24 protein-coding genes are annotated in these 24,905 nt (G+C 59.5%); 8 read left to right on the plus strand and 16 right to left on the minus strand.

All coding sequences use genetic code 11. The features are described 5' to 3' along the window. The first annotated feature begins 31 nt into the window (after window positions 1-31). Both EV130_RS22020 and EV130_RS22025 read left to right on the plus strand, forming a co-directional pair. Entirely contained in the window at window positions 32-721 is a 690-nt protein-coding gene (locus tag EV130_RS22020) for an HAD family hydrolase (RefSeq protein ID WP_074063335.1), read from the plus strand. Further along, complete coding sequence (locus tag EV130_RS22025; protein ID WP_132661382.1) at window positions 721-2,304, plus strand: FGGY-family carbohydrate kinase; 1,584 nt, start codon at window positions 721-723, stop codon at window positions 2,302-2,304. Before EV130_RS22020 ends, EV130_RS22025 begins: the two co-directional genes overlap by 1 nt. Here EV130_RS22025 and EV130_RS22030 read toward each other — a convergent pair. Further along, on the minus strand, window positions 2,301-3,155 hold the full coding sequence (locus tag EV130_RS22030) for a MurR/RpiR family transcriptional regulator (RefSeq protein WP_074062559.1): 855 nt from the start codon (window positions 3,153-3,155) through the stop codon (window positions 2,301-2,303). The two genes, EV130_RS22025 and EV130_RS22030, sit on opposite strands and share 4 nt — an antisense overlap. A 233-nt stretch (window positions 3,156-3,388) precedes the next feature. On the opposite strand from EV130_RS22030, the gene EV130_RS22035 reads away from it, so the two are divergent. Next, on the plus strand, window positions 3,389-4,108 hold the full coding sequence (locus EV130_RS22035) for a sulfate transporter family protein (RefSeq protein WP_132552516.1): 720 nt from the start codon (window positions 3,389-3,391) through the stop codon (window positions 4,106-4,108). Between the two features lie 16 nt (window positions 4,109-4,124). Here the strand turns inward: EV130_RS22035 and nth are convergent, their stop codons facing one another. After that, complete coding sequence (gene nth / locus EV130_RS22040; protein WP_207900894.1) at window positions 4,125-4,928, minus strand: endonuclease III; 804 nt, start codon at window positions 4,926-4,928, stop codon at window positions 4,125-4,127. On the opposite strand from nth, the gene EV130_RS22045 reads away from it, so the two are divergent. Further along, window positions 4,927-5,424, plus strand: a complete 498-nt coding sequence (locus EV130_RS22045) for a DUF2244 domain-containing protein (protein ID WP_132661384.1) — start codon at window positions 4,927-4,929, stop codon at window positions 5,422-5,424. The two genes, nth and EV130_RS22045, sit on opposite strands and share 2 nt — an antisense overlap. A gap of 69 nt (window positions 5,425-5,493) precedes the next feature. Next, window positions 5,494-6,366: a methylated-DNA--[protein]-cysteine S-methyltransferase gene (locus EV130_RS22050; RefSeq protein WP_132552536.1), complete on the plus strand. Its 873-nt coding sequence runs from the start codon at window positions 5,494-5,496 to the stop codon at window positions 6,364-6,366. Here EV130_RS22050 and EV130_RS22055 read toward each other — a convergent pair. Continuing rightward, window positions 6,357-7,343, minus strand: coding sequence for a sugar-binding transcriptional regulator (locus EV130_RS22055; RefSeq protein WP_074062556.1), 987 nt, complete (start codon window positions 7,341-7,343; stop codon window positions 6,357-6,359). The two genes, EV130_RS22050 and EV130_RS22055, sit on opposite strands and share 10 nt — an antisense overlap. A 320-nt stretch (window positions 7,344-7,663) precedes the next feature. Between EV130_RS22055 and tal the strand changes: the two genes are divergently transcribed. Further along, complete coding sequence (gene tal / locus EV130_RS22060) at window positions 7,664-8,629, plus strand: transaldolase (RefSeq protein ID WP_132661387.1); 966 nt, start codon at window positions 7,664-7,666, stop codon at window positions 8,627-8,629. 105 nt (window positions 8,630-8,734) lie between these two features. Continuing rightward, window positions 8,735-9,403 carry a DUF1345 domain-containing protein gene (locus tag EV130_RS22065; protein WP_074062554.1) on the plus strand — a complete coding sequence of 223 codons (669 nt, stop codon included), beginning with the start codon at window positions 8,735-8,737 and terminating at the stop codon, window positions 9,401-9,403. Between the two features lie 16 nt (window positions 9,404-9,419). On the opposite strand, the gene EV130_RS22070 is transcribed toward EV130_RS22065, so the two are convergent. From EV130_RS22070 to EV130_RS22100, 7 genes are all read right to left on the minus strand, one after another. After that, entirely contained in the window at window positions 9,420-9,593 is a 174-nt protein-coding gene (locus EV130_RS22070) for a DUF1328 domain-containing protein (RefSeq protein WP_022715956.1), read from the minus strand. 109 nt (window positions 9,594-9,702) lie between these two features. Beyond that, on the minus strand, window positions 9,703-11,130 hold the full coding sequence (locus EV130_RS22075) for a gamma-aminobutyraldehyde dehydrogenase (RefSeq protein ID WP_132552514.1): 1,428 nt from the start codon (window positions 11,128-11,130) through the stop codon (window positions 9,703-9,705). Between the two features lie 14 nt (window positions 11,131-11,144). Further along, on the minus strand, window positions 11,145-11,960 hold the full coding sequence (locus tag EV130_RS22080) for an ABC transporter permease (RefSeq protein ID WP_074062552.1): 816 nt from the start codon (window positions 11,958-11,960) through the stop codon (window positions 11,145-11,147). Beyond that, the gene (locus tag EV130_RS22085) at window positions 11,950-12,918 is read right to left on the minus strand and encodes an ABC transporter permease (protein ID WP_132661390.1); all 969 of its coding nucleotides are present in this window, start codon (window positions 12,916-12,918) and stop codon (window positions 11,950-11,952) included. The genes EV130_RS22080 and EV130_RS22085 overlap by 11 nt, the downstream gene beginning before the upstream one ends. Further along, window positions 12,915-13,901 carry an ABC transporter ATP-binding protein gene (locus EV130_RS22090; RefSeq protein WP_132661392.1) on the minus strand — a complete coding sequence of 329 codons (987 nt, stop codon included), beginning with the start codon at window positions 13,899-13,901 and terminating at the stop codon, window positions 12,915-12,917. The genes EV130_RS22085 and EV130_RS22090 overlap by 4 nt, the downstream gene beginning before the upstream one ends. Window positions 13,902-14,097: 196 nt before the next feature. Further along, window positions 14,098-15,258, minus strand: a complete 1,161-nt coding sequence (locus EV130_RS22095; protein ID WP_132552511.1) for an ABC transporter substrate-binding protein — start codon at window positions 15,256-15,258, stop codon at window positions 14,098-14,100. Between the two features lie 121 nt (window positions 15,259-15,379). Beyond that, complete coding sequence (locus EV130_RS22100) at window positions 15,380-16,288, minus strand: LysR family transcriptional regulator (protein ID WP_074062549.1); 909 nt, start codon at window positions 16,286-16,288, stop codon at window positions 15,380-15,382. 179 nt (window positions 16,289-16,467) lie between these two features. On the opposite strand from EV130_RS22100, the gene EV130_RS22105 reads away from it, so the two are divergent. Then, complete coding sequence (locus EV130_RS22105; protein ID WP_074062548.1) at window positions 16,468-17,157, plus strand: hypothetical protein; 690 nt, start codon at window positions 16,468-16,470, stop codon at window positions 17,155-17,157. Window positions 17,158-17,219: 62 nt separating this feature from the next. On the opposite strand, the gene lysS is transcribed toward EV130_RS22105, so the two are convergent. The 6 genes from lysS to EV130_RS22135 form a co-directional block, all read right to left on the minus strand. Further along, the gene (gene lysS / locus EV130_RS22110) at window positions 17,220-18,716 is read right to left on the minus strand and encodes a lysine--tRNA ligase (protein ID WP_132661394.1); all 1,497 of its coding nucleotides are present in this window, start codon (window positions 18,714-18,716) and stop codon (window positions 17,220-17,222) included. Window positions 18,717-18,732: 16 nt separating this feature from the next. After that, window positions 18,733-20,190, minus strand: a complete 1,458-nt coding sequence (gene gltX, locus EV130_RS22115; protein ID WP_074062546.1) for a glutamate--tRNA ligase — start codon at window positions 20,188-20,190, stop codon at window positions 18,733-18,735. Window positions 20,191-20,382: 192 nt separating this feature from the next. Further along, window positions 20,383-22,152: an SLC13 family permease gene (locus EV130_RS22120; RefSeq protein ID WP_074062545.1), complete on the minus strand. Its 1,770-nt coding sequence runs from the start codon at window positions 22,150-22,152 to the stop codon at window positions 20,383-20,385. A 259-nt stretch (window positions 22,153-22,411) separates the two neighbouring features. Then, window positions 22,412-23,161: a TerC family protein gene (locus EV130_RS22125; protein WP_074062544.1), complete on the minus strand. Its 750-nt coding sequence runs from the start codon at window positions 23,159-23,161 to the stop codon at window positions 22,412-22,414. A 100-nt stretch (window positions 23,162-23,261) separates the two neighbouring features. Then, entirely contained in the window at window positions 23,262-24,101 is an 840-nt protein-coding gene (locus tag EV130_RS22130) for a GyrI-like domain-containing protein (RefSeq protein WP_074062543.1), read from the minus strand. Window positions 24,102-24,204: 103 nt separating this feature from the next. Continuing rightward, entirely contained in the window at window positions 24,205-24,879 is a 675-nt protein-coding gene (locus EV130_RS22135; RefSeq protein ID WP_074062542.1) for a TetR/AcrR family transcriptional regulator, read from the minus strand. Window positions 24,880-24,905 lie beyond the last annotated feature (26 nt).

A 24,905-nucleotide genomic window follows, 5' to 3' on the forward strand; every position in this document is an offset into this window, starting at 1 on the left:
CGCGCCCGAACCGAACTCTGGGTTGGTCTTCATGGCTGATTGCGAAACACGCCTGGTCATTTTCGATTGTGACGGTGTCCTCGTCGATAGCGAGCCGATCTCCGTCAGCGTGCTCGTCGAGGCGATGAACGACCTCGGTGTGCCGATCACCGAGCAAGAGGTCTATGCACGCTTTCTAGGCAAGAGCCTCGCGACGGTCATCGAAACGATGAAGAGCGATTATCAGGTGCATGCCGGCGACGAGTTTCTCGAGCGCATTCGCACCAATCTCTATGCACGATTCAGGAAAGAACTGAGGCCGATCGACGGCATAGGTGCGACGATCGATGCGCTCGACATCCCTTGCTGCGTCGCCTCGTCCAGCCAGGTCGAGCGCATCAGGCTGTCGCTCACCGTCACCGGCCTCATCGACAAGCTGCCGAACATCTTCAGCGCCTCGATGGTGACGAATGGAAAGCCGGCACCGGACCTCTTCCTGCATGCCGCCCGCGAAATGCACGTCGATCCCAAGGAATGTGTCGTAATCGAAGACAGCCCTGCGGGCATCGAGGCGGCCAAGGCTGCAGGCATGACGGTCTTTGCCTTTACCGGCGGCTCACATGCCAATTTTGCAGGTTATCGTGCCGAACTCGAGCGGCTTTCGCCGGAACTCGTGTTTGACGCGATGCCGGATTTGCTACACCTTATCCAGAAACAAAAGCTGGATGGGACTTTCCCTTGATGCATGATCATGTGGTTGCGGTGGATGTCGGCACCGGCAGCGCGCGTGCCGGTGTGTTCGATGCCCGCGGTCGCCTGCTCGGAAAGGCCGAACATCCGATCATCATGAATAGGCCGCGTGAAAATCATGCCGAACATGATTCTGAAAACATCTGGTCGGCGGTCTGCATCGTCGTTCGCAAGGCGATGGAACAATCGGGCGCAGCTCCTGCGTCTGTCGGTGCGATCGGCTTCGATGGCACGTGCTCGCTCGTCGTCCGCGATGTCGATGGTGGGCAGATCAGCGTATCGACCGGGGGCGAAAGACGCTTCGACACGATCGTCTGGCTGGACCACAGGGCGCTGAACGAAGCTGATTTCTGCACTGCAACCGGCCATGCGGTTCTCGAACACTCCGGGCATTTCATGTCGCCGGAGATGGAGATGCCAAAGCTGATGTGGCTGAAGAAGAAACTGCCTGGCACCTGGATGAATGCCGGTTATTTCTTCGACCTTGCCGACTTCATGACATGGAAGGCGACGGGCTCGCTTGCCCGTTCGCGCAGCACGCTGACGGCGAAGTGGAACTATCTGGCGCACAAGCAAACGGGTTGGCAAGGGGATTTTCTCGCGCAGATCGGTCTTGAAGACCTGAAGGAACGCGGCCGTCTGCCCGACGAGACAGCACCGGTCGGCGCCAGCGTCGGCACCCTTACCCAGGAGGCTGCATCGGCACTCGGGCTGACGACGGACTGCCATGTTTCGGCGGGCCTGATCGACGCCTATGCGGGCGCGCTTGGCACGCTTGCCGGCTATGCGGCCGACCCGGCGCAGCTTGAGCGTCAGTTGGCGCTCATTGCCGGAACCTCGAGCTGCATCATTTCCTTCTCCCGCGATCGAAAACCAAGTCACGGAATGTGGGGACCTTACTTTGAGGTCGTATTTCAGGATTTGTGGCTGGTTGAGGCCGGACAATCGGCGACGGGTGCCTTGCTCGACCATATCGTGCGCATGCATGCTGCTGGAGGCGAGCCCGACCCTGCATTGCATCACAAGATCGTCTCCCGCATCGCCCAGTTGCGTGCCGAAGAAGGCGACGCCCTCGGCTCGCGCATCTTCGTGATGCCGGATTTCCACGGCAACCGGTCGCCTCTTGCCGATCCGCACGCAGTCGGCACGATCAGCGGGCTGACGCTCGATACCTCATTCGACGGGCTTTGCGCGCTCTACTGGCGCACTGCCGTGGGCATCGCGCTCGGCATCCGGCATATTCTCGAAAAGATGAAGGAATATGGTTATGTGCCGGATACGCTGCATGTTGCGGGCGGGCATGTGAAAAACCCCGTGCTGATGGAGCTTTACTCGGATGCAACGGGTTGCAGGGTCGTCGTGCCGAAGATGAACGAGGCGGTGTTGCTCGGCACCGCGATCGGGGCTTCTGTCGCCTGTGGCTTACACACGGATCTCACGACAGCCGGCCTGGCAATGTATCCCGGGGGTGAAGAGCGTGCGCCGGACGCGACAAAGCAGGCTCTGTATGATCGCGAATACCGGCGGTTTCTCGCGATGTATCGCCATCGCGCCGAACTGGAGGCTATATGCTAGCGGCTGCCGCCTTCTCCGAGAATAGTGCCGAATTCCGATATTCGCCGCCGGCGTTCGAGCGCCTCTTCGCCTGTGGCGGCAATGACGGATTCCGCCAGACAGTCGAGAAGAGCGATCAACGGAGGAAGGTTGTCCTCGTCGGGCGAACGGGCGGGCGGAAGCGCCAGCATGACATTGGATTGGTCGGGCAGCCAGTCGCTGATTTCCGTCGTGATCAGCACGACCTTGTATCCATAGCGCCGCGCGGTTCGCGCCAACAGACGCGCTTTGCCGAAGCGTCGGCAATCGATGATGATCAGGAGGGCGCCTTCACCGCTCGGGCGAGCGAACAGTTCGGCGAAGCGGTTTGCAGAACCGTCCAGAGCGTGGACGCCATCGCGCGACCGTGTCAGCCGGTGGGCGAAATGCGTCGCAAAGCAAGCAAGGCGTGCATGCGTCGCAATGAAAACTTCACGCGCCATGCCAATCATCGCGACAGCTTCGGCCCAGTGCGTCTGTGCCGTCAGATGGTAGATGTGATGCAGCGCCTGGATCTGCTCGGTGACCAGCAACGCAAGCGACTTTCCTTCCGAGGCATCGGTCTGCAACTCGCTGAGCGAATTTTGAAGTTGGACAGGGGAGGTGACGGCTGTTTCACGGAAATGGACCTTGACGCTGTCGAGACCCTGATAGCCGAGCGCGCGCAGGAAACGGCCAACCGTCATCGGGCTTAGATCGAGCCTGTCGGCCACGGAGGCAGCGGTCTCGAAAGGAAGGTCGTTCAGATGCTCGGTAAAATATTTCGCAATTCTGCGCTCGGCCGGCGTGCCTGACTTCACATAGTGTCTGAGCTTCTGAACAAAGTCTTCCACATCAGCCTCCCTGACTTCCCAGAGGCAATTCGCGGATGCGCTATTGGCGAGACTTGCCGTTGCAACTATTTCCGGAAGCTGCGTCCTAGGCTCAAGTTTATATCGAACACTATAGACTATATATTATTGTGTTATTTTAGACAAGTTTTCCATCGTTGCATGTAGTTTTATTTCGACTTGCCGTCGGGCGTTGAGATTCCTACATGCACAGATATAACCTGGAGATGCGAAGAATGATCCTCGATGCGGCGCGCCTTGCCTTTTTCAACCTTTTTGCACGGGAAACCCGATCGGTTCTCGTTAAGGTGTTGGGGGTTACGATCCTGGTTCTGATCGGGCTCTGGTTCGTGCTGCGAGGCCTGTTCATGACTTTTCTGTTTCCGTGGATTGCGGGCTTCTTTCCCGAAATCCCGGATTGGGCCGGCTGGCTGAGCTTCGTGTTCGTCGTTCTCGCAAGCATCGGTCTCGCCTTGGGCCTGGCGCTGCTGCTGTCGCCCGTGACCGCGTTGATTGCAGGCCTGTTTCTCGATGACGTGGCGGAAGTGGTGGAGAAGCGGGATTATCCCGAGGATATCCCGGGAACGGCGATGCCGATCGGCCCGGCGATCACGAGTTCTCTCAAGTTCCTGGGCGTGGTGATCGCCGGCAATATTGTCGCCCTGTTCCTCCTTTTCATCCCCGGCGTGAACCTGATCGCCTTCTTTCTGGTAAACGGTTATCTGCTCGGTCGGGAATTCTTCGAATTCGCCGCCATGCGCTTCCGTTCTCCGCAGGAGGCCCGGCTTTTCAGGGCAAAGCACGCTTCTACCGTCTTTCTCGGCGGTCTGGTGATCGCCGCTTTCCTGGCGATCCCCTTCCTCAATCTGCTGACGCCGCTGTTTGCGGCGGGCATGATGGTTCATCTCTATAAGCTGATTTCCCAACGGGATCTCGGTTTTCACCGATCAACTTGAGGAGGCCGATCGTCGGCTATTCGACGGCCTCGCCGATCACCTGCGGCGGTAGCTCGACCAGCGGCGCCGGTACGTCGCAGCTCTTTTCCGGCGATTTGCAGAGATCGGCAATCACGCAGCGCTCGCATTCCGGGCGGCGCGCCTTGCACGTGTAGCGGCCGTGCAGGATCAGCCAATGGTGGGCATGATAAAGGTAGTGACCGGGGATCACCTTCATCAGGCGGTCCTCGACCTCGTCCGGTGTCTTTCCCGGTGCCAGCTTGATGCGATTGGCGATGCGGAATATGTGCGTGTCCACCGCCATCGTCGCCTGGCCGAAGGCCATCGATAGAACCACGTTCGCTGTCTTGCGGCCGACGCCTGGCAAGCGAACGAGTTCCTCCCGCTTGTTCGGAACCTCGCCGCCGAATTCATCGACCAGCATTTGCGAGAGCGCCATGACGTTCTTCGCCTTGTTGCGGTAAAGGCCGATCGTCCTGATGTAGTCGCGCAGCCGTTCCTCGCCGAGCGCCAGCATCTTTTGCGGCGTGTCTGCAACCTTGAAAAGCGCCCGCGTCGCCTTGTTGACACCGGCATCCGTCGCCTGGGCGGAAAGTGCCACGGCAACGACGAGCGTGAATGGATTGGTGTGTGCCAGTTCGCCTCTGGGTTCCGGCCGCTGGATCGAAAAGCGGCGGAATATCTCCTCGCGCTCGGCTTGCGAATACGCCGTGCGCACCGGAACAGCCCTGCGGCGGGTGTTCGCTTTGGAGTTTTGCAAGGTTTTGCGGACGGATTTGAGTTTCGGATCGGGCATCGACAATCTATACTCATCAGCCATGACGGAAAGCAACGCCGGGCGGGCGAACGAACAGCCTGTTTTTGCAGCCGAACTTTTCCCTTACCGGTCGCTCGGCCGCAAGGGCTTCAGGGTGCTGCTTTTGATTTCCGGTACGCTCTGTTTCATCTATGGGATCTTCTTCGTCGTTACCGGCGCTTGGCCGATCGGTTTCTTCCTCGGGCTGGATTTCGCGTTGCTGTACGGTGCCTTCTGGCTCAACTACCGCTCCGGCAGGGCGCGCGAGGAAGTGACTGTTTCGCGCACCGATGTCGCGATCCGAAAGTTTACGCCATCCGGACGCATGGTGGAGCATCACTTCAATCCATTCTGGGCACGTTTCCTCGTTTGCCGCCATCAGGAAATCGGCATTCTATCCATGCATGTTTTTGGTGAAGGCCGGCGGACGGATATCGGCTCCTTCCTCAATCCGGATGATCGCGAAAGCTTTGCCAAGGCATTCAAAGGAGCGCTTGCGACAGTCAAGCAACGGCTTTGAACGTTGCGCAAGAAACGGGTGGCTTGCGGTCCCCTTCTTGACTATCTCCTTGTTACAAGGAGAAGAATGATGAATATGATCGCCCATCTGAACAGAGACACTATGGCCGAGAGTCCGGATTACGAGACCGTCCGTCAGGTCATCGAACTTATCACGGAAGACTATCGCGCCCAGCCGTCGCTGGAGGCGATAGCCGCGCGGCTCAACCAGTCGCCGACGCAGCTCCAGAAGACGTTTACCCGCTGGGCGGGGCTTTCGCCCAAGGCCTTTCTCCAGGCAGTCACGCTCGATCATGCCAAGCGGTTGCTGCGCAAGGAAGACATGCCGCTGCTTGAAACGTCGATCGAGGTGGGTCTTTCCGGTCCAAGCCGTCTTCACGATCTCTTCGTCACCCATGAGGCCATGTCGCCCGGTGAATGGAAGGCAAAGGGCGGCGGCCTGACGATCCGCTACGGCTTCCACCAGTCACCCTTCGGCGTCGCGCTGGTCATGACTACCGATCGCGGCCTTGCAGGCCTTGCTTTCAGCGATCTCGGCGACGAGGCCGCCTGTTTCGAAGACATGAGCTGCCGCTGGCCGAATGCCCAATTTGTCGAAGATCGGCAGGCAACCACGCCTTATGCAACGCGCATTTTCGAGCCTGGAAACTGGTCAGTAGACCAGCCGTTGCGCGTCGTGCTCATCGGCACGGATTTTCAGGTCCGCGTCTGGGAGAGTCTCTTGAAGATTCCGATTGGCAAAGCGATGACCTATTCCGACATTGCCAAAGATATCGGCCAGCCTACGGCATCGCGTGCAGTCGGTGCTGCGATTGGACGCAATCCGATCTCCTTCGTTGTGCCATGTCATCGTGCGCTCGGGAAGAATGGCGACTTGACGGGTTACCATTGGGGTCTCACCCGCAAACGGGCAATATTGGGGTGGGAAGCCGGTCAGGCATGAGTTTCGGCCAGTTCGAGCAGCGCCTTTGCGGCGCTCTCGTCGGTGATCAGCGTATTGCAGCCGATGCGCCGGATGGTGGCACGGATGGCGACGGCGCGGTGTGCCCCACCTGAAGAGAGCACGATGTGGCGCGCCTTCTTCAGCGTGTCCAGATCGACCGACATCACCCGGCTGTTGATGGAGTGATCGACGGTATTGCCGTCCTTGTCCAGAAAATTGAACATCGTGTCGCAGACGCAGCCGGCATCGATCAGCTGCTGCAATTCCGCCTTGGATATCCAGCCTTCCGACAGCGATGTCGAATGCGGGCCAATGTCGCCGCAGCTGACGATCGCAAGATCAAGGTCTTCCGCCAGCCGATAGATCGTGTCCAGTCCGCATTTCTCGATCAGATTGCGCTTTGTCTCGACCGAATCCACGAGCAGCGGCGAGAGGAACATGTAGCACTCGGCGCCAAGTTGACTGGCCAGCCGCCACGTATAGTCGATGGGGTTGGTCTGGTGCACCGCGACGATGCCGCCAAGCAGCGAGACGACCTTGCAATTGGTGCGGCGGGGCGGCCTGAAGCTCGAAAGCGAAGCTGTCATCGTGCGGCCCCAGCCGACGCCGATCGTATACTCGTCCGGGATCGCCTCGGACAGGAACTGCCCGAGCGCCAGCCCAACGCTCTTTGCAAGACTATCGACGTCGGAACTGACGGGAGCGGGGACAACGATTGCCTCGTCGAGCCCGTAGGCGCGCTCCAGCTTCACGGAAAGCTCGACGCAGTCCCCGATCGAATCGTTGATCCAGATCTGCACCTCGCTGCGCTTCATCGCCTCGTCGAGCAAGCGGATGACCGTCGTGCGGCTTATGGCGAGCTGCTCGGCGACGTCCTTCTGCGTCAGGCCCTGATTGTAGTAGAGCCACGCGGCGCGCAGCCTCAGCGACGAGGCTTCTGAGTAAGCCGTGTGCGTGCCGCGTTTCAGCTTGACCACATCTTCTCCTGCTCGAGTTTCACCCTACTTGCATCCGGAAGCGGAAAAGCAGGGCAAAATTTCCTTGTTCCAGGCGATAATGACGGGCGTGACACTTATGTCAATTGAAATGCACAAATGTCCTTGACTTTCGCTTTTCGCAGTGGCGATAGTCATCCCGACACAGTCGTTTGTCCGAGGAGGACACGCGGGCACTTGAGAAGGCACGCGGTTTCGCTCCTGCAGCAAAGTCATCTGTCTGTAACTACTTCATCGCCGGGCAGAGCTCGCGCCGGTCCGCAGCTCAAGTTAACAGTTCGAGTTCACAAGGGAATTTGACCATGACATCCAAGCTTGACCAACTCCGCGACATGACCACGGTCGTCGCCGACACTGGCGATATCGAGGCTGTCGCCCGCCTGAAGCCGGTGGATTGCACGACCAATCCGACCATCGTTCTGAAGGCGCTCGGAACGCCGATGTTTGCCGATGCAATCAAGGAAGCCGTCTCCTGGGGCAAGAAGCAGGGCGGAAACAGCGATGCAGTTGCCGCCGCCGTCGCAGATCGTCTTGCGATCTCCGTTGGCGCCGCCTTGTCGAAGCTCGTGCCGGGGCGCGTATCGACTGAAGTCGATGCTGACCTTTCTTTCGACACTGAAGCATCGATCGCCAAAGCGCACGGGATCATCGCTTCCTACAAGGAGCGCGGCATCGAACGCGACCGCATTCTGATCAAGCTCGCCTCGACCTGGGAAGGCATCCGCGCTGCCGAACTGCTGCAGAAAGAGGGCATCGACTGCAACCTGACGCTTCTCTTTTCCAAGGCCCAGGCCATAGCCTGCGCCGATGCGAAGGCTTTTCTGATCTCGCCCTTCGTCGGCCGCATCCTCGACTGGTACAAGAAGTCGACGGGCAAGGATTATACTGCGGAAGAGGATCCAGGCGTTCAGTCTGTCCGTGAGATCTACGATTACTACAAGGCCCATGACATCAAGACGATCGTCATGGGCGCCTCGTTCCGCAACGCTGGTGAAATCGAAGCACTGGCCGGTTGCGACCGCCTGACCATCAGTCCGGCGCTGCTCGACGAACTCGCCAATGATCAGGGCACACTGGTTCGCAAGCTCTCGCCGGACACGAAGAAGGCCGAGCCGAGGATCGAGATCGACGAGAAGACGTTCCGCTGGATGATGAACGAAGATGCGATGGCAACCGAAAAACTTGCCGAAGGCATTCGCGCCTTCGCCAAGGACCTGACGGCGCTTCGCTCGATGGTCCAGAAGGAGTTGCAGCTCGCTGCTGCCTGACACCTTCATAGAAAACGGCTGGAAAGGCGCGGTTGCCAATGGCGGCCGCGCCTTTTTCGTGCTGATATCAATGGCATAAAGCCTGAAAGAAGCCTGAGGAACGACATGGCGGACGACGATCAGCGCAGTTCGATTATGATCTATATCGTCCGGCATCTGAGCATCATCATTGCTTTCCTCGCAGGCTTGGTGGTTTTCCTGCTTCTCACCTCCCGGGATGTAAACGCCAGCAACGTGCTGATCGGCTGGAACGTGACGGCCATCGTGTTTGCATGTATCAGCTGGCGAAGGATGCTTTGCGCAACGGTTGCCGATATCCGCAAGCGAGCCGAAGATCTGGATTTTTCCGACAACTTCGTACTCTTCCTGTCGATCGCAGCGGCACTCGCAAGCATTGCTGGCATTGGGCTCGAGCTGCATTCAGTGAAAGAAGCGCCGCCTGATGTCGCCTTCGCCAGAGCCTGCGCGGCAGTGGTCACGATCCTGGTTTCCTGGGTTTTCCTCCACACGCTCTTCACAATCCACTACGCTCATCGATTTTACGGTGGACCTGACAAGGGTGAAGGCCTGATTTTTCCAGACAGGATCGAAGAGCCTGTCTATTGGGATTTCCTCTACTTCTCATTCACGATCGGCGTGGCCGCGCAGACGGCCGATATTGCCGTCTCCACCATGCAGATGCGAAAGATCGCGCTGCTTCATGCGGTGCTGTCGTTTCTCTTCAATACGACCATCCTGGCACTCGCGATCAATGTCGGGGCGAGCCTGCTCTAGGCAAGACAAGCGGCTCTTAAAGAACCGCTTGGCCAGCGATCAGCGCCAGGATCAGGAAGATCAGGAAGATGACGAGGGCGATGCCGAAGAGGACACGCGCAATCGTTGCGGTGGCGGCTGAGATGCCGGAAAAACCGAAGAAGCCGGCAACCAGTGAAATGACGAGAAATATGAGAGCCCATTTGAGCATGGATGTTTCCTCTGCGTTGGATACAGAAGAGGACGCAGGAAAGACCAAATTGTTCCGCCGCAGACCCTGCGACGGTTCTTCACCACAACCTGATCCTGGTCGGAATTACTCAACCATGGTTGATCATCACGTGACGGACGGCGGTGTAATCCTCCAGCGCATAGACCGACATATCCTTGCCGTAGCCGGATTGCTTGAGACCGCCATGCGGCATTTCGTTGACCAGCATGAAATGCGTGTTGATCCAAGTGCAGCCATATTGCAGGCGCGCGGCCGTCTTCATGCCGCGGCTGATGTCCTTGGTCCAGACGGAGGAGGCAAGGCCATAGTCGCTGTCGTTTGCCCAAGCGACGGCGTCCTCGACCTCGCTAAAGCGCGTCACGGAGACGACCGGGCCGAAGACCTCGCGGCGGACGATCTCGTCATCCTGCGTGGCACCGGCGATGACGGTGGGCGTGAAGAAGAAGCCCTTGTCGCCTGAGGCCTTGCCGCCGGCGGTAATTTCCATGTGCTTGTGTTCGGCAGCACGGGTGACAAAGCTTTCGACGCGGTCGCGCTGGCGCTTGGAGATCAGCGGACCGATCTCGTTTTCAGTGTCCTCGTCCAGGTTGAACTTAATCGAGGAAACCGCAGAGGAGAGATCGGCGACGAACCTGTCGTAAACCTTGGCGTCAGCATAGATACGGCAGGCGGCAGTGCAGTCCTGGCCGGCGTTGTAGTAACCGAAGGTGCGGATGCCTGCGACGACCGCATCGATATCGGCGTCGTCGAAGACGATGACGGGGGCCTTGCCGCCAAGCTCCAGATGCGTGCGCTTTACGGACTTGGCAGCCGCCTGCAGCACCTTCTTGCCGGTCGCGACATCGCCGGTGATCGAGACCATGCCGATGTTCGGGTGGTTGATCAGCGCATTGCCGACGGTTTCTCCGCGACCGAGGATGACGTTGACGACGCCTTCTGGCAGGATGTCGGCGAGCAGTTTCGCCATCTTCAGAGCCGTTAGCGGTGTCTGTTCGGAAGGCTTGAAGACGACGGTGTTGCCGCCGGCGATCGCCGGTGCCAGCTTCCAGGCCATCATCATCAGAGGATAATTCCAGGGCGCGATCGAGCCGACGATGCCGATCGCGTCGCGGCGGATCATCGAGGTGTGACCTGGCAGGTATTCGCCAGAGACCGGACCGTGCAGGTTGCGCACAGCGCCCGCGAAGAAACGGTAGCAATCGACGATCGCCGGGATCTCGTCGTTGAGCACGGCGTTGATCGGCTTGCCGCAGTTCAGTGCCTCGAGCCTGGCAAAGGCCTGCCCGTCCTTCTCTATGGCATCGGCGATCTTCAGCAGATAACCGGAGCGTTCGGCGGGTGTCGTCTGCGACCAGCTCTTGAAAGCCTTCCCGGCGGCTTCCACAGCGGCATCGATCTGGCCGAAGGAAGCTTCCGGCAGATTGAGCACGGTCTCACCCGTCTTCGGGTTCAGGATGTGCTCTTCCGTTTCCGTGCCCATTTCGAAGCGGGATCCAATCAGCATCTGGGTGTCCATGATGTTCTTCCCTTTTATTTGCCGGCTCCGGCGATTTGATCGCCGTCGCGGGTGAGGTAGTAGGCTGCCAGGATCGGCAGGAAGGTGACGAGCACGACGGCCATGGCGACCACGTTGGTGACCGGGCGCTGGCGCGGGCGGATGAGCTCTTCGAGCATCCAGATCGGCAGCGTCGACTGCTGGCCGCCGGTGAAGGTGGTGACGATGACTTCGTCGAATGAGAGGGCAAAGGCAAGCATGCCACCGGCAAGCAGTGCGGTGCCGATATTCGGCAGGATGACGTGCCGGAAAGTCTGGAAGCCGTCGGCGCCGAGGTCCATCGAAGCTTCGATCAATGAGCCGGAGGTGCGGCGGAAGCGGGCGACTGCATTGTTGTAGACGACCACGATGCAGAAGGTGGCGTGACCAAGCACGATCGTCCAGACCGAGAACGGGATGTCGAACAGGCTGAAGGCCGATCGTAGCGCAATGCCGGTAATGATACCGGGAAGGGCGATCGGCAGAATGACGAGCAAAGAGATGACCTCGCGGCCGAAGAATTTCGTCTGGCTGACGGCGGCAGCACAAAGCGTGCCGAGCACCAGGGCGATAGCGGTGGCGATGCTGGCGACTTGCACAGAAAGGCTAAGGGCTGCCCAGACATCGGGCCGGTTCCAGGCTACGTCGAACCACTGCGTCGTCAGACCCGGCGGCGGCCACTGGTAGCTCTTCTCCTCGGTAGTGAAGGCATAGACGAAGATCAGCAGGATCGGCAGATGCAGGAAAAGCAGGCCGCTCGCGGCTGCGATCTTCAGGGCAAAAGGGGAGCGGTGTCGGCGGTCAGAGCGCATCGAAAGCCCCCTGTTTTTTTGCAAGCCAGAGATAGATGGCCATGATGACGATCGGCACGACGGAGAAGGCGGCGGCGAGCGGCACGTTACCGGCGGTGCCCTGCTGCGCATAGACCGCCTGGCCGATGAAGAGGCGGGAAGAACCGATGATCTGCGGGATAATGTAATCGCCGAGGGTCAGCGAGAAAGTGAAGATGGAGCCGGCAACGATGCCGGGCAGCGATAGCGGGAACAGCACTGTGCGGAAGGTCTGGCCTGGCGTGGCGCCGAGATCGGAGGCGGCCTCGATCAGGTTTGCAGGCACGCGCTCGAGAGCAGCCTGCGTCGGCAGGATCATGTAGGGCAGCCAGATATAGACGAAAACGACGAAGGTGCCGAGATAGCTCACCGAAAGCGAATTGCCGCCGACGATCGGCAGCGTGAGAATGCCGTCGAGCAGCCATGAGAGATGCAGCTTGGCGAAAATCCAGGTGAGGATGCCTTCCTTGGCGAGGATCAGCTTCCAGGCGTAAATCTTGACGAGATAGCTCGACCAGAGCGGCAGCATGACGCCGAGATAGAAAAACGCCTTCCACTTTCCCTGCGCATAGCGCGCGGCGTAGTAGGCGATTGGGAAGGCGATGACGGCGGATGCGATCGTCACCATGAGCGCCATGGCAAGGGTACGGACGATGATGTCAAAATTGGTTGGATTGAGAAGCTCCGCATAGGTCGCGAGCGTGAACTCATAGTTGATCAAGCCGGAGAAATCGTCGATCGAGAAGAAACTCTGCAGCAGCAGCGCGATCAGCGAGCCGATATAGATGATGCCGAGCCAGAGCAGCGGCGGCGTCAGCATCAAGAAAAGCAGTAGCTTTGGGTGGCGCCAGAAGGCATCCGACAATCCACCGAAGAAGCCACCGCGGCCGGGCAAGATGGAGGTCGTAACGCCAGGCTTCGTCAGGGCGAGCGATGTCATGCTGCATCATCCATGTAATGCACGTCGGCCGGCTGCCATGCGAGACGCACGCTGGCGCCGATATTCGGCACATTGGCACCTGCCGGTAATGTGACATGCAGGCGTGTTCCCCCCATGCCGACCGTCAGGCGATAGGCGGCACCAAGGAAACTGGTGTTTTCGACCGCTGCCTCCATGCCGTCGCCGGAAAGATGGATCGCTTCGGGGCGCAGGCTTGCCCAGCGCCTTTCACCGCCGAGCGACGTCATTACATCAGGCGCGATGACATTGGAGGAACCAACGAAATCGGCGACGAAGCGGGTCTTCGGACGGCGGTAGATATCCTGCGGCGAACCTTCCTGAACGATGCGGCCGTTGTTGAAGACGGCGAGGCGGTCTGCCATGGAGAGCGCCTCGCCCTGATCGTGGGTGACAAAGACGAAGGTGATGCCGAGCGCGCGCTGAAGGCTCTTCAATTCTTCCTGCATCTGCTCGCGCAGCTTCAGATCAAGCGCGCCAAGCGGCTCGTCGAGCAGCAGGACCTTCGGCTTGTTGACCAGCGCGCGGGCAAGCGCCACGCGCTGTCGCTGGCCGCCGGAGAGCTGGCCTGGCCGGCGGGCGCCGTAGCCTGGAAGTTTCACCATTTCCAGCGCCTGTTCGACGGCCTTGGTGCGCTCTACCTTGCCGATGCCCTTGACCATCAGCCCGTAGCCGACGTTTTCGAGGATATTGAGATGCGGGAAGAGCGCATAGTCCTGGAAGACGGTGTTGACGTTGCGGCGGTAGGGCGGGACACCGTCTGCCGTTTCTCCGAAAATCTCGATATGCCCCTCCGTCGGCTGTTCGAAGCCGGCGATCAGGCGCAGGCAGGTCGTCTTTCCGGAACCCGACGGACCGAGCATAGCGAAGAACTCGCCCGGTGCGATTTCGAGATCGACGCCGTCGACGGCGCGAACCTGGCCGAAATGGCGCGAAACCTGCTGGAAGCGGACGGCGGGGGTCATTGGGGTCTCCAAGTTATACCTGATGCCCCTCGTCCTGCCTGCCGGATAGCTTCTCCCGGCAACGCGGCGATGGGGACACGCGGCGATGCTATCGCCCCTCGGGGCGTTTTGGATAGCGGCGAGAGGTCTTGAGGCATGTTGCCTCTCCCTGCGTGAGGGAGAGGGTCGGGGGGCAATCATTGTGCCTGGGTGTGGACTATCGCCCGCCGATAACGCCGATATAGTCCGACACCCAGCGGTGATAGGGCACGCACTCACTCTGAGTCGCGCACTTGGCAACAGGCGTCTTCCAGAATTTGATCTTGTCGAAGTGATCGAAACCGTTGGTCGTGCAGCCGGTATCGGTCAGCAGTTCGTTGCCCTTGCATGCGGCCGGAACGGAGGGAACCGCGCCGAACCAGGCGGCGGCATCACCCTGGACCTTGGCAGACAGCGAGTGCTCCATCCACATATAGGCGCAGTTCGGATGCTCGCTGTCGACATGAAGCATCGTCGTGTCGGCCCAGCCGGTCACGCCTTCCTCGGGGAAGGTCGAGGCGATCTTCTGCTTGTCGGCCTGCATCAGGTTCACCTGGAACGGCCAGGAACCGGATGCGACGACCCCTTCGTTCTTGAAGTCGTCGATCTGAATCATCGCGTCATGCCAGTAGCGGGAGACGAGCTTGCGCTGGCCGCGCAGCAGGTCGAGAGCTGCCTTATACTGATCTTCGTTGAGTTCGTAGGGATCCTTGATGCCGAGATCGGGCTTGTGGGCCATCAGATACATGGCAGCATCGGCGACGTAGATCGGCCCGTCATAGGCCTGGACGCGGCCCTTGTTGGACTTGCCATCGGGCAGCGTTTCTTCCTCGAACACAACCTTCCAGCTGGTCGGGGCCTTATCCTTGAAGGCATCGGTATTGTACATCAGAACGTTCGGCCCCCACAGGTAGGGCACGCCATAGTGGACGCCGCCGACCGTATGCCACGGGGCGCTCTGCAAGCGTTCGTCGAGGTTCTTGAAGCTTGGAATGAGATCGGTATTGATCGGCTGCACGCGCTTGCCCGCAACCAGGCGCAGCGAAGCATCGCCCGAAGCGGTGACGAGGTCGAAGCCGCCTTCGTTCATCAGCGCCACCATTTCATCCGAGGTCGCCGCGGTCTTTACGGATACCTTGCAGCCGGTCTTTTTTTCAAAATCGGTAACCCAGTCGTAATTCTTGTCGGTTTCGCCGCGCTCGATATAGCCGGCCCAGGCGACGATGCTGACTGCACCCTCGCCCTTGTCCAAGGCCTTCAACGGTTCGCCAGCAGCAACCTGCGTCACGAAGCTCAAGCTTGCGAGGGCAGCAGTGCACGATTTCAGAAGGTGCTTCATCGTCTGTCTCCCGGTTTGTGCCGCTTGCTGCGGCATATTGTTCCCAGGTGAAAGCTGCGCTGAAAACTCCGGTTTCGCAAATTCATTTATCAGAAAGCCGATATCGGAAATTCCGATGCCGTCATCGCGCCCGGCCCGATCGCATTGCTTCGGCAATACCGACGAAATCTCGCGCTGCCTGCGGCAGGCTCGAACCCTTGCGCCAGACCATGCCGACCTGGACGACCGGCAACGAACCGGAGACATCGCGGCTTTCGATCCGATCGCCCTCAAGCGACCAGGGGCGGTAGACGAGATCGGGAAGCAGCGCGACGCCGGCGCCTGTTGCAACGAGACTGCGAACGGCCTCCACCGACCGGGTGCGAAAGGCGACATGCGGGCGGGCACCGAGCGCCGACAGGAGCTTGCCGGTGTTTTCCTCGATCTCATCGACCGTCAGCATGATCAGCGGTTCGCGGGCGATATCGGCGACCGAGATGATATCGGCAGAAACCAACGGGTGGCCCATCGGCAGCCAGAGACGATAGGGCGAGGTTTCGAGGATCTCCGCCTGCAGGGCCATGCGGTCGCGCAGGTTGGAGATCACCATGACCGCGACATCGAGTTCACCGCCGACCAATAGATGCTCAAGATAGCCGCCATTGTCTTCGATTGCACTCACCTCCACACCCGGACATGCGCGGCGGTATCGCGCCAGAAGATCGGACAGAACATAGCCTGCGACCAGCGAGGTGACACCGATATTCAATGTGCCGGAAAGAGCGCTTTGCACGCCGGAAAAACTGGCGCGGGCATCGGAGACGCTGGCTAGGATTTTTGTCGCGTGCCGGAGGAACTGGTGGCCGTTGTGCGTGATCGTCAGGCCGCGCGGGTGGCGTTCGAAGAGTTCGACGCCGAGGTCGTTTTCCAGCTCCTTCAGCGCTTCTGTGACCGAGGATTGCGAGATCGAAAGATTCTGCGCGGCGCGTGTCACCGAGCCCTGCTCGGCAACGGCGACGAAATACTGGATCTGGCGAAGAGTGAAGGCCATGCGTATTTTTAGAGCATGCCCAAACCGATCATGGCAAGCCAACGGGCGGTGGACCTTTTTTGGTCTTTAGCCGAATTGGTATCTTTCTCGAAAGACCACTTAAGCATTCCGAAACGTCGTTTGACTAGTTTTACGTGCATGTATTGCGTTGGAGTTCTTTCGATGGCGGAGCAGTTGGCGTGAAGGCCCTACTGCGCATCTTCCGGCCCTCCCGGAAATTGGTGATCACGATCGGCGGGATGGCCTTGTTTACAGGCGCTTCCGGCGGTGTTGCCCTTTATATCGGCCGGGACAACCTCATCGGCCAGGCCTTGGAAGAGGCCAACGGCGTCGCCTGCACCGATGTGAACCTGGTAACCATCAAGAAGCAGGATCGCGTCTGGATTCGCAAATACATCAAGACGGAGCCGACGGACGGCCTGACACGGGTCAAGACTGCCCTTCGCGTGGCGCAAGCCGTTTACGCGCAAGAAAGGCCGGATCTGGTACAGGTCGTGGTCCTCGACGAAAACGGTCCCAAACTGCGTTCGGACATCCGTGGCAGGGCCATCGGCGCCGATGTGGTTTATATCCCGAATCCCGACCAGTTGGCCGAAGGGCTGAAAGGCAAACCCTACACTGCCCGCTATTACGACGGTCAGGCGAGCGACAACGGCCTGTTTTTCGGCGAACGCATCGATTTGCCGGACGAAGAGATCCAGGCGCTGAGCGCATCGTTCAAGCAACGCTCCGATTGCATTGATCCGACGGCTGTCGCTGCAACCGCAGGCAAGGGTAACGAAAAAGGCGGCGAAGAGGACGCATCCCCGGAAGGCGAAGCCGTTTCTGCGCCAGAAGGCGGCAAGGCTGCTCCTGCCTCCGGCCATTGATCACCGGGCATGCGAAGGGCGACCATTGGCCGTCTACCCTCTGAAACTGCTCATCCCGCCGCTCAGTCCGCCTTGCTGCGGCGGGCCGGGAAGAGGATGACGTCGCGAATAGAGGGGGAATTCGTAAGCAGCATGATCAGGCGATCGACGCCGATGCCGAGACCGCCGGCGGGAGGCATGCCCTGGTCGATTGCGTCCAGAAATTCCTCGTCCAGCTGTTTTTCCTTTTCGCCGCGTGCGTGAGCCTGCTCCAGCTGTTCGACCATGCGCTTTCGCTGCTCTTGCGGATCGTTGAGTTCCGAAAAGGCGTTGCCAAGTTCCCAGGCGTTGCAATAGGTCTCGAAACGCTCGACAAGGCGCGGCTCGCCCGGCACTTCCTTGGCGAACGGGGAGATGTCCTTCGGGAAATGTGTGACGTGCGCGGGCTGAATGAGCGTGCTTTCGACCTTCTCTTCGAAGATGAAGGCGAGGCATTCGCCCCAGGTCGCGTCCTTCTCGATTTCGAAACCGGCCGCCTTGGTGGCGGCGCGGGCTTCCTCGTCGGTCTTGATCGACAGGAAATCGATGCCGGTCGCTTCCTTGACCGCGTCAGGCATCGGGACACGGCGGAACGGGCCCTTGAAGGAGATCTGCTTGTCGACGAAAGTGAATTCCGTGCTGCCATGGACCGACATGGCAAGCTCGGCGAACATCCGTTCGACGAGGTCCATCATGTCCTCGTAGTCGGCATAGGCCCAGTAGCACTCCATCATGGTGAATTCGGGATTGTGCCTTGTCGAGACGCCTTCGTTGCGGAAGTTGCGGTTGATCTCGAAGACCTTGTCGGTGAGGCCCGAAACCAGCGTGCGCTTCAAGAACAGTTCCGGCGCGATGCGCAGGTACATGTCGAGCTTCAACGTATTGTGATGCGTCTTGAAGGGTTCGGCCGTCGCACCGCCGTAGACCGACTGCAGCATCGGCGTCTCGACTTCCATGAAGCCGTCGTTCTCCATGAAGCGGCGGATGCCGGAGACGATCTTCGAACGCTGCTGGAAACGGAGCTTCGATTCCTCGTTGGTCATGATGTCGAGGTGACGCTTGCGGTATCGCAGCTCTATGTCGGAGAGGCCATGCCATTTCTCGGGCATCGGCAGTAGCGACTTGGTCAGCATGGTGATCTGCTGCGCGTTGATCGTCAGCTCGCCGCGCTTGGTGCGGCGCACCACGCCGGTCACACCGATGATATCGCCGATGTCGATCATCGGCAGCAGGGCGCGAGCCTCTTCCGGCGTCGTGTCCTTGTGGCTGAAGATCTGGATCTTGGCCGAAGCGTCATGGATGTCCATGAACATGCCGGAGTTGCGCGAGGAATAGACTCGGCCTGCGACCGTGACGACATCCTTTGTCTCCGTGTCCGGATCCAGGCCCTCGTATTTCGCGGCGAGTTCGCCATTGGTGATCGTCCGGTGGAAATGCGCCGGATAAACGTCGCCGACCTGTTCGCGCAAAAGTTTCAGCTTCTGGGCGCGGACTTCCGTTGCGTCGGAGGAAAGGGTCGCTGTTTCGGTCTTTTCATTCATGATGCTAACGTCCGGTTCAGTTCTTCGGGCCGACGAGGGAGGCGACCGCCTGGGACGCCAGTTTCAGGCGCTGGCGTACGACCGCGCGGCCGAGGATCGCCATGGAATCGAAGAGCGGCAGCGAGCGCGACGAGCCGGAGACTGCGACGAAAAGCGGGGCGACGACCACTTTCAGCTTCTTGCCCATGCGGTCGGCAACGGCGCGCAGCTCGGCTTCGATCGACTCGACGTTCCATTCAAGGATCTTCTCGAGATCCGGCTGTACCGTGTTGAGGATTTCCAGAATCTCCTCCGGCGGCGACTTGATCTTGACAAAGGCGGATGGATCAAGGTTCAGGTCCGACTTGAACAGGAAACCCGTCAGGTCCGGCAGTTCGCCAAGCTTGGAGATGCGCGACTGCGCAAGCGCAAGACCGGCCCTCAGGCGGTCGTTTTCCATCGCCCATTGCAGGACGCGGTGCTGGAACTCCTCTTGCGAAAGCTTTTCGCGGATCCAGCGGCCGTTCAGCCAATCCAGCTTCTGGATATCGAAGATCGCGCCCGCCTTTGAGAGGTTCTCCGGGTCGAACTTTTCCGCGAGCTCGTCCATCGTCATCAGCTCTTCGCCTTCAGCGATCTGGACGAAGAAGAGGCCGAGGAAGTTCATCAGCGCCTCGGGGATATAGCCGAGCGCGGTGTAATAGGAGATCGAGGTCGGGTTCTTGCGCTTCGACAGCTTTGACTTGTCGGCATTGCGCATGAGCGACAGGTGCATGAATACCGGTGGCTCGAGGCCGAGATACCGGTAGATCAGGATGTGCTTGGGAACCGAAGCCAGCCATTCCTCGCCGCGGGCGACATGGGTGATCTTCATCAGGTGGTCGTCAACCACATTTGCCATGTGATAGGTCGGCATGCCGTCGGCCTTCAAGAGGACCTGCATGTCGACCGCATCCCACGGGATCTCCACCTCGCCGTAGACCCCGTCGGTGAACCTGCAGGAGCCTTCGACCGGGATCTTCATGCGCACGACAGTGGATTCGCCTGCCGCCATGCGCGAGGTGACCTCTTCTGCCGACAGGTTCAGGCAGCGTCCGTCATATTTCGGGGGCAGGTTTGCTGCGCGTTGCGCCTCGCGCATCTTTTCCAGACGCTCGGGCGTGCAGAAACAGCGGAAACCGTGGCCGGCAGAAACGATCTTTTCGACATACTCGCCGTAGATATGCTTGCGGTCGCTCTGGCGGTAAGGCCCATAGGGCCCGCCGATGTCGGGGCCTTCCGACCATTTCAGGCCGCACCATTTCAGCGCATCCAGCACCTTCTTTTCGAATTCCGGGGTCGAGCGCGTAGCATCGGTATCTTCGATGCGCAGAATGAACTCGCCGCCGTGCTTCTTGGCGAAAAGGTAATTGAAGAGAGCGATATAAGCGGTCCCGACATGCGGCTCGCCAGTCGGCGAGGGAGCGATTCGGACGCGGACGCCGGAAGCTGTCATTTTTTGTGCCCGTCAAATGAATGCCGGACGGCTTTCCTGCGAAAGCGACGTTCGGCGGGAAGAATGCAGATCACTGGATCAGGAAACCGGCCGGATAAGGGCGTCGTGCCCCATTCATCCACCGATTGTCCGTTTGGCTGGCCTTAAGGCCATATTCGACCGCGCACGTCAAGGAAAATGGGCGCCGGGCACTCAAAGGGCAGGCCAAACATAAAGAAGCACGGGCACGCTCACCACGATGATGATGAAGGATAGCGGCAGGCCCAGGCGAGGGTAATCACTGAAGCGGTAGCCGCCGGGGCCGAAAACCAGCGTGTTGCACTGATGGCCGATTGGCGTGAGGAAGTCGCAGCCGGCGCCAATGGCAACGGCCATCAGGAAGGCTTCCGGCTTGTAATGAAGGGCCTCGGCGAAGCTCGCCGCGATCGGTCCCATCACGAGGACCGTTGCGGCATTGTTGAGGAACGGCGTCACTGCCATGGCGGTCACCAGCATCAACGCCAGCGCGCCGAACGGCGGCATCTCGGCAGCGAAATCGCCGAGCCATCCGGCAATCAGATCGCTGCCGCCCGTGGTGCGGAGCGTATCGGATACCGGGATCAGCGCTGCAAGCATGATCAGGATCGGCGCATCGAGTGATTTGTAGACATCGACGAGCGGGATCACGCGAAAGACGACCATGGCCAGCGCTGCACAGAAAAAGGCGACCGAAACCGGCGTGAGGCCAGCGGCCGTCACTCCCATGGCGGCGGCGAGGATCAGAAGCGGCACATAGCCTCGGCGTGGCGTGCCAAGCATGATGTCACGCTGGGCAAGCGGAAGGCAGGAAAATTCCTGCAGGAAGGCAGGCAGGTTCCTGCGGCTTCCCTGAAGCAGGAGAACGTCGCCGGCGCGAAGCGTCACTTCGCTCAGCCGCTCGGTGAGCTTGTGACCCTGGCGACTGACGGCGAGCAGGTTGACCCGCCGCCGGTTCCACAGCGAGAGCTGGCGCGCGGAAAGGCCGATCAGCATCGATTCTGCGGTGATGACGGCCTCGATCGACACGAGATCGCCTTCCGCCCTCGCCTCCGGGATGGGCTTTCCCGAAAGCTTCAGCTTCGCGTGGGTCACCACGCGATCGAGTGCATCCGGCACGCCTTCCAGCAATATCGTATCGCCGGTCTTCAGCATCACGTCGGGAAAAGGTGACATGCGGGAGTGGCCGCGCAGGATCGCCGTGGCCACGACTTCGCCGTCGCCGAGTTGAAGGATTTCGTTCAGCTTCTTGCCGTCGAAGCTCGACCCTTCGACAACCGTCGCCTCCGAAAAATAGGTCTTGAGGTCGAGCGCTTCCTCCAGCGAGGGATTCTCGTTTTGCCGTTCCGGCACCAGCCAGTGGAAGAAGATCAAGAAGACGACGCCGACAAGGGTCAGGGTCGCGCCGACAGGCGTGAAGTCGAACATGGTGAAAGGCGCACCGGTGATCTCCTCGCGCAATCGCGATACGACGATGTTGGGCGAGGTGCCGATCTGCGTCATCAAGCCGCCGAGCAGTGCAGCAAAACTCATGGGCATCAGATAGAGCGATGGTGAATTGCCGGTTTTCCTCGCGAACTGGAAGGCGACCGGAATCATGATCGCCAAAGCGCCGATATTCTTGATGAAGGCGGAAAGCACGGCAACTACGATAAGCAACAGCGCGAGTTGGAGATGCGGCTTGTCGAGATTTGGAAAGAAGCGCTTGATCGCCATGTCGACGATCCCCGAGCGTGCGACCCCGGTGCTGACGACGAGCGCGCTGCCGACGATGATGACGATGTCGTCTCCGAAGCCGGAAAAAGCCCTGTCGAAGGGAACGAGACCGGCTGCAACCGCAAGAACGAGGGCACAACAGGCCACAATGTCGTAACGAAACCGATCCCAGATGAAGATTGCCATCATCAGGCCGATCACGCCGAAGGAAAGGATCTGTTGGGTTGTCATACCGCTCCGGAGTTGGGCTGATTGCCGGATGATACTTTTGCGCTTTTCCTGGACCAATCAATGTCACGCAGGCCGCAAAGTTCCTATCCTTCGCCTGGCCGGGCGCAAATGATCGTATCCGGCATCTTTCCGGACAGGGCGCTTCGCGCCAAGCGTCACGGCAGACCATCAGCCGCTGGTTTCGGCAATCACAGGCAAATCGAGGGGGGCCGGCTGACGCAAATGGCGCGGTTTGTCGCGCCCCCCTTTTTAAGACTTTTCAATGCCCGCTGGCTTTCTTCCGCATTCGGGCATTTCTTGCAAACATGTTCAGTACTTCAACGAGCGCAGAGAAGGCCATGGCGGCATAGACATAACCCTTCGGTACATGGAAGCCCATGCCGTCGGCGATGAGTGTGGTGCCGATCATCAGCAGGAAGGCCAGCGCCAGCATGACGATCGTCGGATTTTTCTCGATGAAATTTGCAAGCGGCGTCGCGGCGACCAGCATGACCGTGACGGCGGCGACGACGGCGATGATCATGATCGGCAGGTGCGGGGTCATGCCGACGGCGGTGATGATGCTGTCCACCGAAAAGACAAGGTCGAGCAGCAGGATCTGGCCAATCGCCGCCGCAAAGCCCGTCGTCGCCGAACTCGCGATGAAATCCTGCTCGTGATCCTCCGGATCGACACTGTGGTGAATTTCCTTGGTGGCCTTCCATACGAGGAACAGACCGCCGGCGATCAAGATCATGTCCTTCCAAGAGAAGCCATGACCGAAAGCCTCGAAGACAGGTGTGGTGAGCTGGACGATCCAGGCCACGGTACCAAGCAATGCAAGACGCATGATGAGGGCGAGGCTGATACCCACTTTACGAGCTTTATCACGATGCTCGACCGGCAGCTTGTTGGTGAGAATGGAAATGAAGATCAGGTTGTCGATGCCGAGGACGACTTCCATGACAACCAGGGTCACCAGAGCCACCCAGGCTGCCGGATCCTGAACGAGCATGACGATATCTTGCATAAGCTATTTTCCCTCGCGCCATAGAATCTGACGCCCGCAATTTAAGGTGAAGGCGCCAAGAAACAAGCGCGCAGGGGAATATACGAAAGCGGGAAGGCTTTTATTCCTTGACCGGTATCCAGATTTCCACGATGCCCATGCCGGTATCAGGATCGAAACGCTCGTCGTAACGTTCGAACATGTCTGGCATCTCGCCGTGCTGCAGAGCCGAGGAGGGGAACCATGTCCCGAAGATATGATGCATCGTTGACGCAATAGCGGAGACGTGACCGCGATGGGTGAAGACAACGTAGCGCTGAGCGGGCACTTTCAGCGTCGTAAATCCTTCCGGCAGGTCGCCGGCATCCGTGACTTCGGCACCTGCCATATAACGGAACGTTTCGGTTTCTCCCTCGATATGTGTGCAGATCCCATAGGCGACATTGCCGCGCTGGCCGGAAATATTGCCGAAGTAAGAGTTGAATTTCTGCCAAAGCGAGGGAATTGCGGCATTGTCGCCGTAGTCATAGGCCTCTTGCAGTCCGGCAAAAAGCATTGGCGGCAGGGTTTCGAAGCGGGGTTCTTCAAGTTCGTTGAGGCGTGCGGGGTCCATTTTGATCGGCTCCACTAAAGCGAGGTTGCGGAGGTGCCCCTGCTTGCGAATCGCGTCGGGCGTAATGCCGAACTGGTCGCGAAAGGCACGGGTGAAAGCCTCGTGCGAGCCGTAACTCGCGCCGAGGGCAACCTCGAGGATGCTCGATGAACTGCCGATCAGGGCCAATGCGGCGGTGCTCAGCCGACGGCCGCGGAGATAGCCGCTGATCGAGTGGCCGGTGACGAGTCCGAAGACGCGCGACAGATGATAGCGCGACAGACCTGCGGCATCCGAGATATCGTCCAGCGAGATATCGCTGGCGGAATGGCTTTCAATAAACCAAATTGCCCGTCCAATGGCACTCATGCGCTCTTCCTTGGTTGCGGTCTCCTGAATAGAGCAAAACTGGCAAGCAGGTTTGATCGCTATTGCTGGATTCCGGTGCCACGCAGAAAGAAATCGAAAACATTCAGGCCGGCCGGTTCTGGTTAACGCCATATGCAGCAAGGAAGACGCGGATCGCACCGCGGATGATGCGGCTCATCTCCTCCTCGCTCGGAGGGCCTGCCATGTCGCCCAGGAGGCGCAGCTTGAAGAAGCCTCCGCCGCAGAGTTCCAGGAACTGGCGAGCGGCAAGCTCGACATCCTCGATCACGAAATGCCCGGCGCCGACCTGCGTCTTCAGATAGTCGGTGAGAACGGTCCGGATGTTTTCGGGGCCGGTAAAGAAGCGTTGACAGAGGTGCGGCATGCGGTCGCGCACTCCGATGACGGTGCGTATGGCATTGATGACCTTTTCTTCGGTTGTGTGCCGGACGAAGGTCATGCCGAAATCATAAAGAGCCGTGTCCGGATCGGGATTGGCATTGAGGGCCGCACGCACGCTGGCGACAAAGGCGGCGCGCTCGGTCTCCATCATCGCGGTAAAAAGCTCTTCCTTGTTGGCGAAGTAGACGTAAAGCGTTCCTTTCGAGACACCAGCCTCGCGCGTCACGTCGTTCATGCTGGCGGCATCGAAGCCGAGTTTCATGAAGACACGCTTCGCCCCTTCGAGAATCTGCCTGCGCTTTGCCGGATCCTCTCCTGCCGCCCATCTGCCGCTTGCGGCCGGGGCTTCGACCGTATCCTTGAAGGTCTCTGTCATTGTCTCCTTAACCACGTCCGCAGTGC

Source organism: Rhizobium azibense, assembly GCF_004342325.1.
Classification (GTDB): Bacteria; Pseudomonadota; Alphaproteobacteria; order Rhizobiales; family Rhizobiaceae; genus Rhizobium; species Rhizobium etli_B.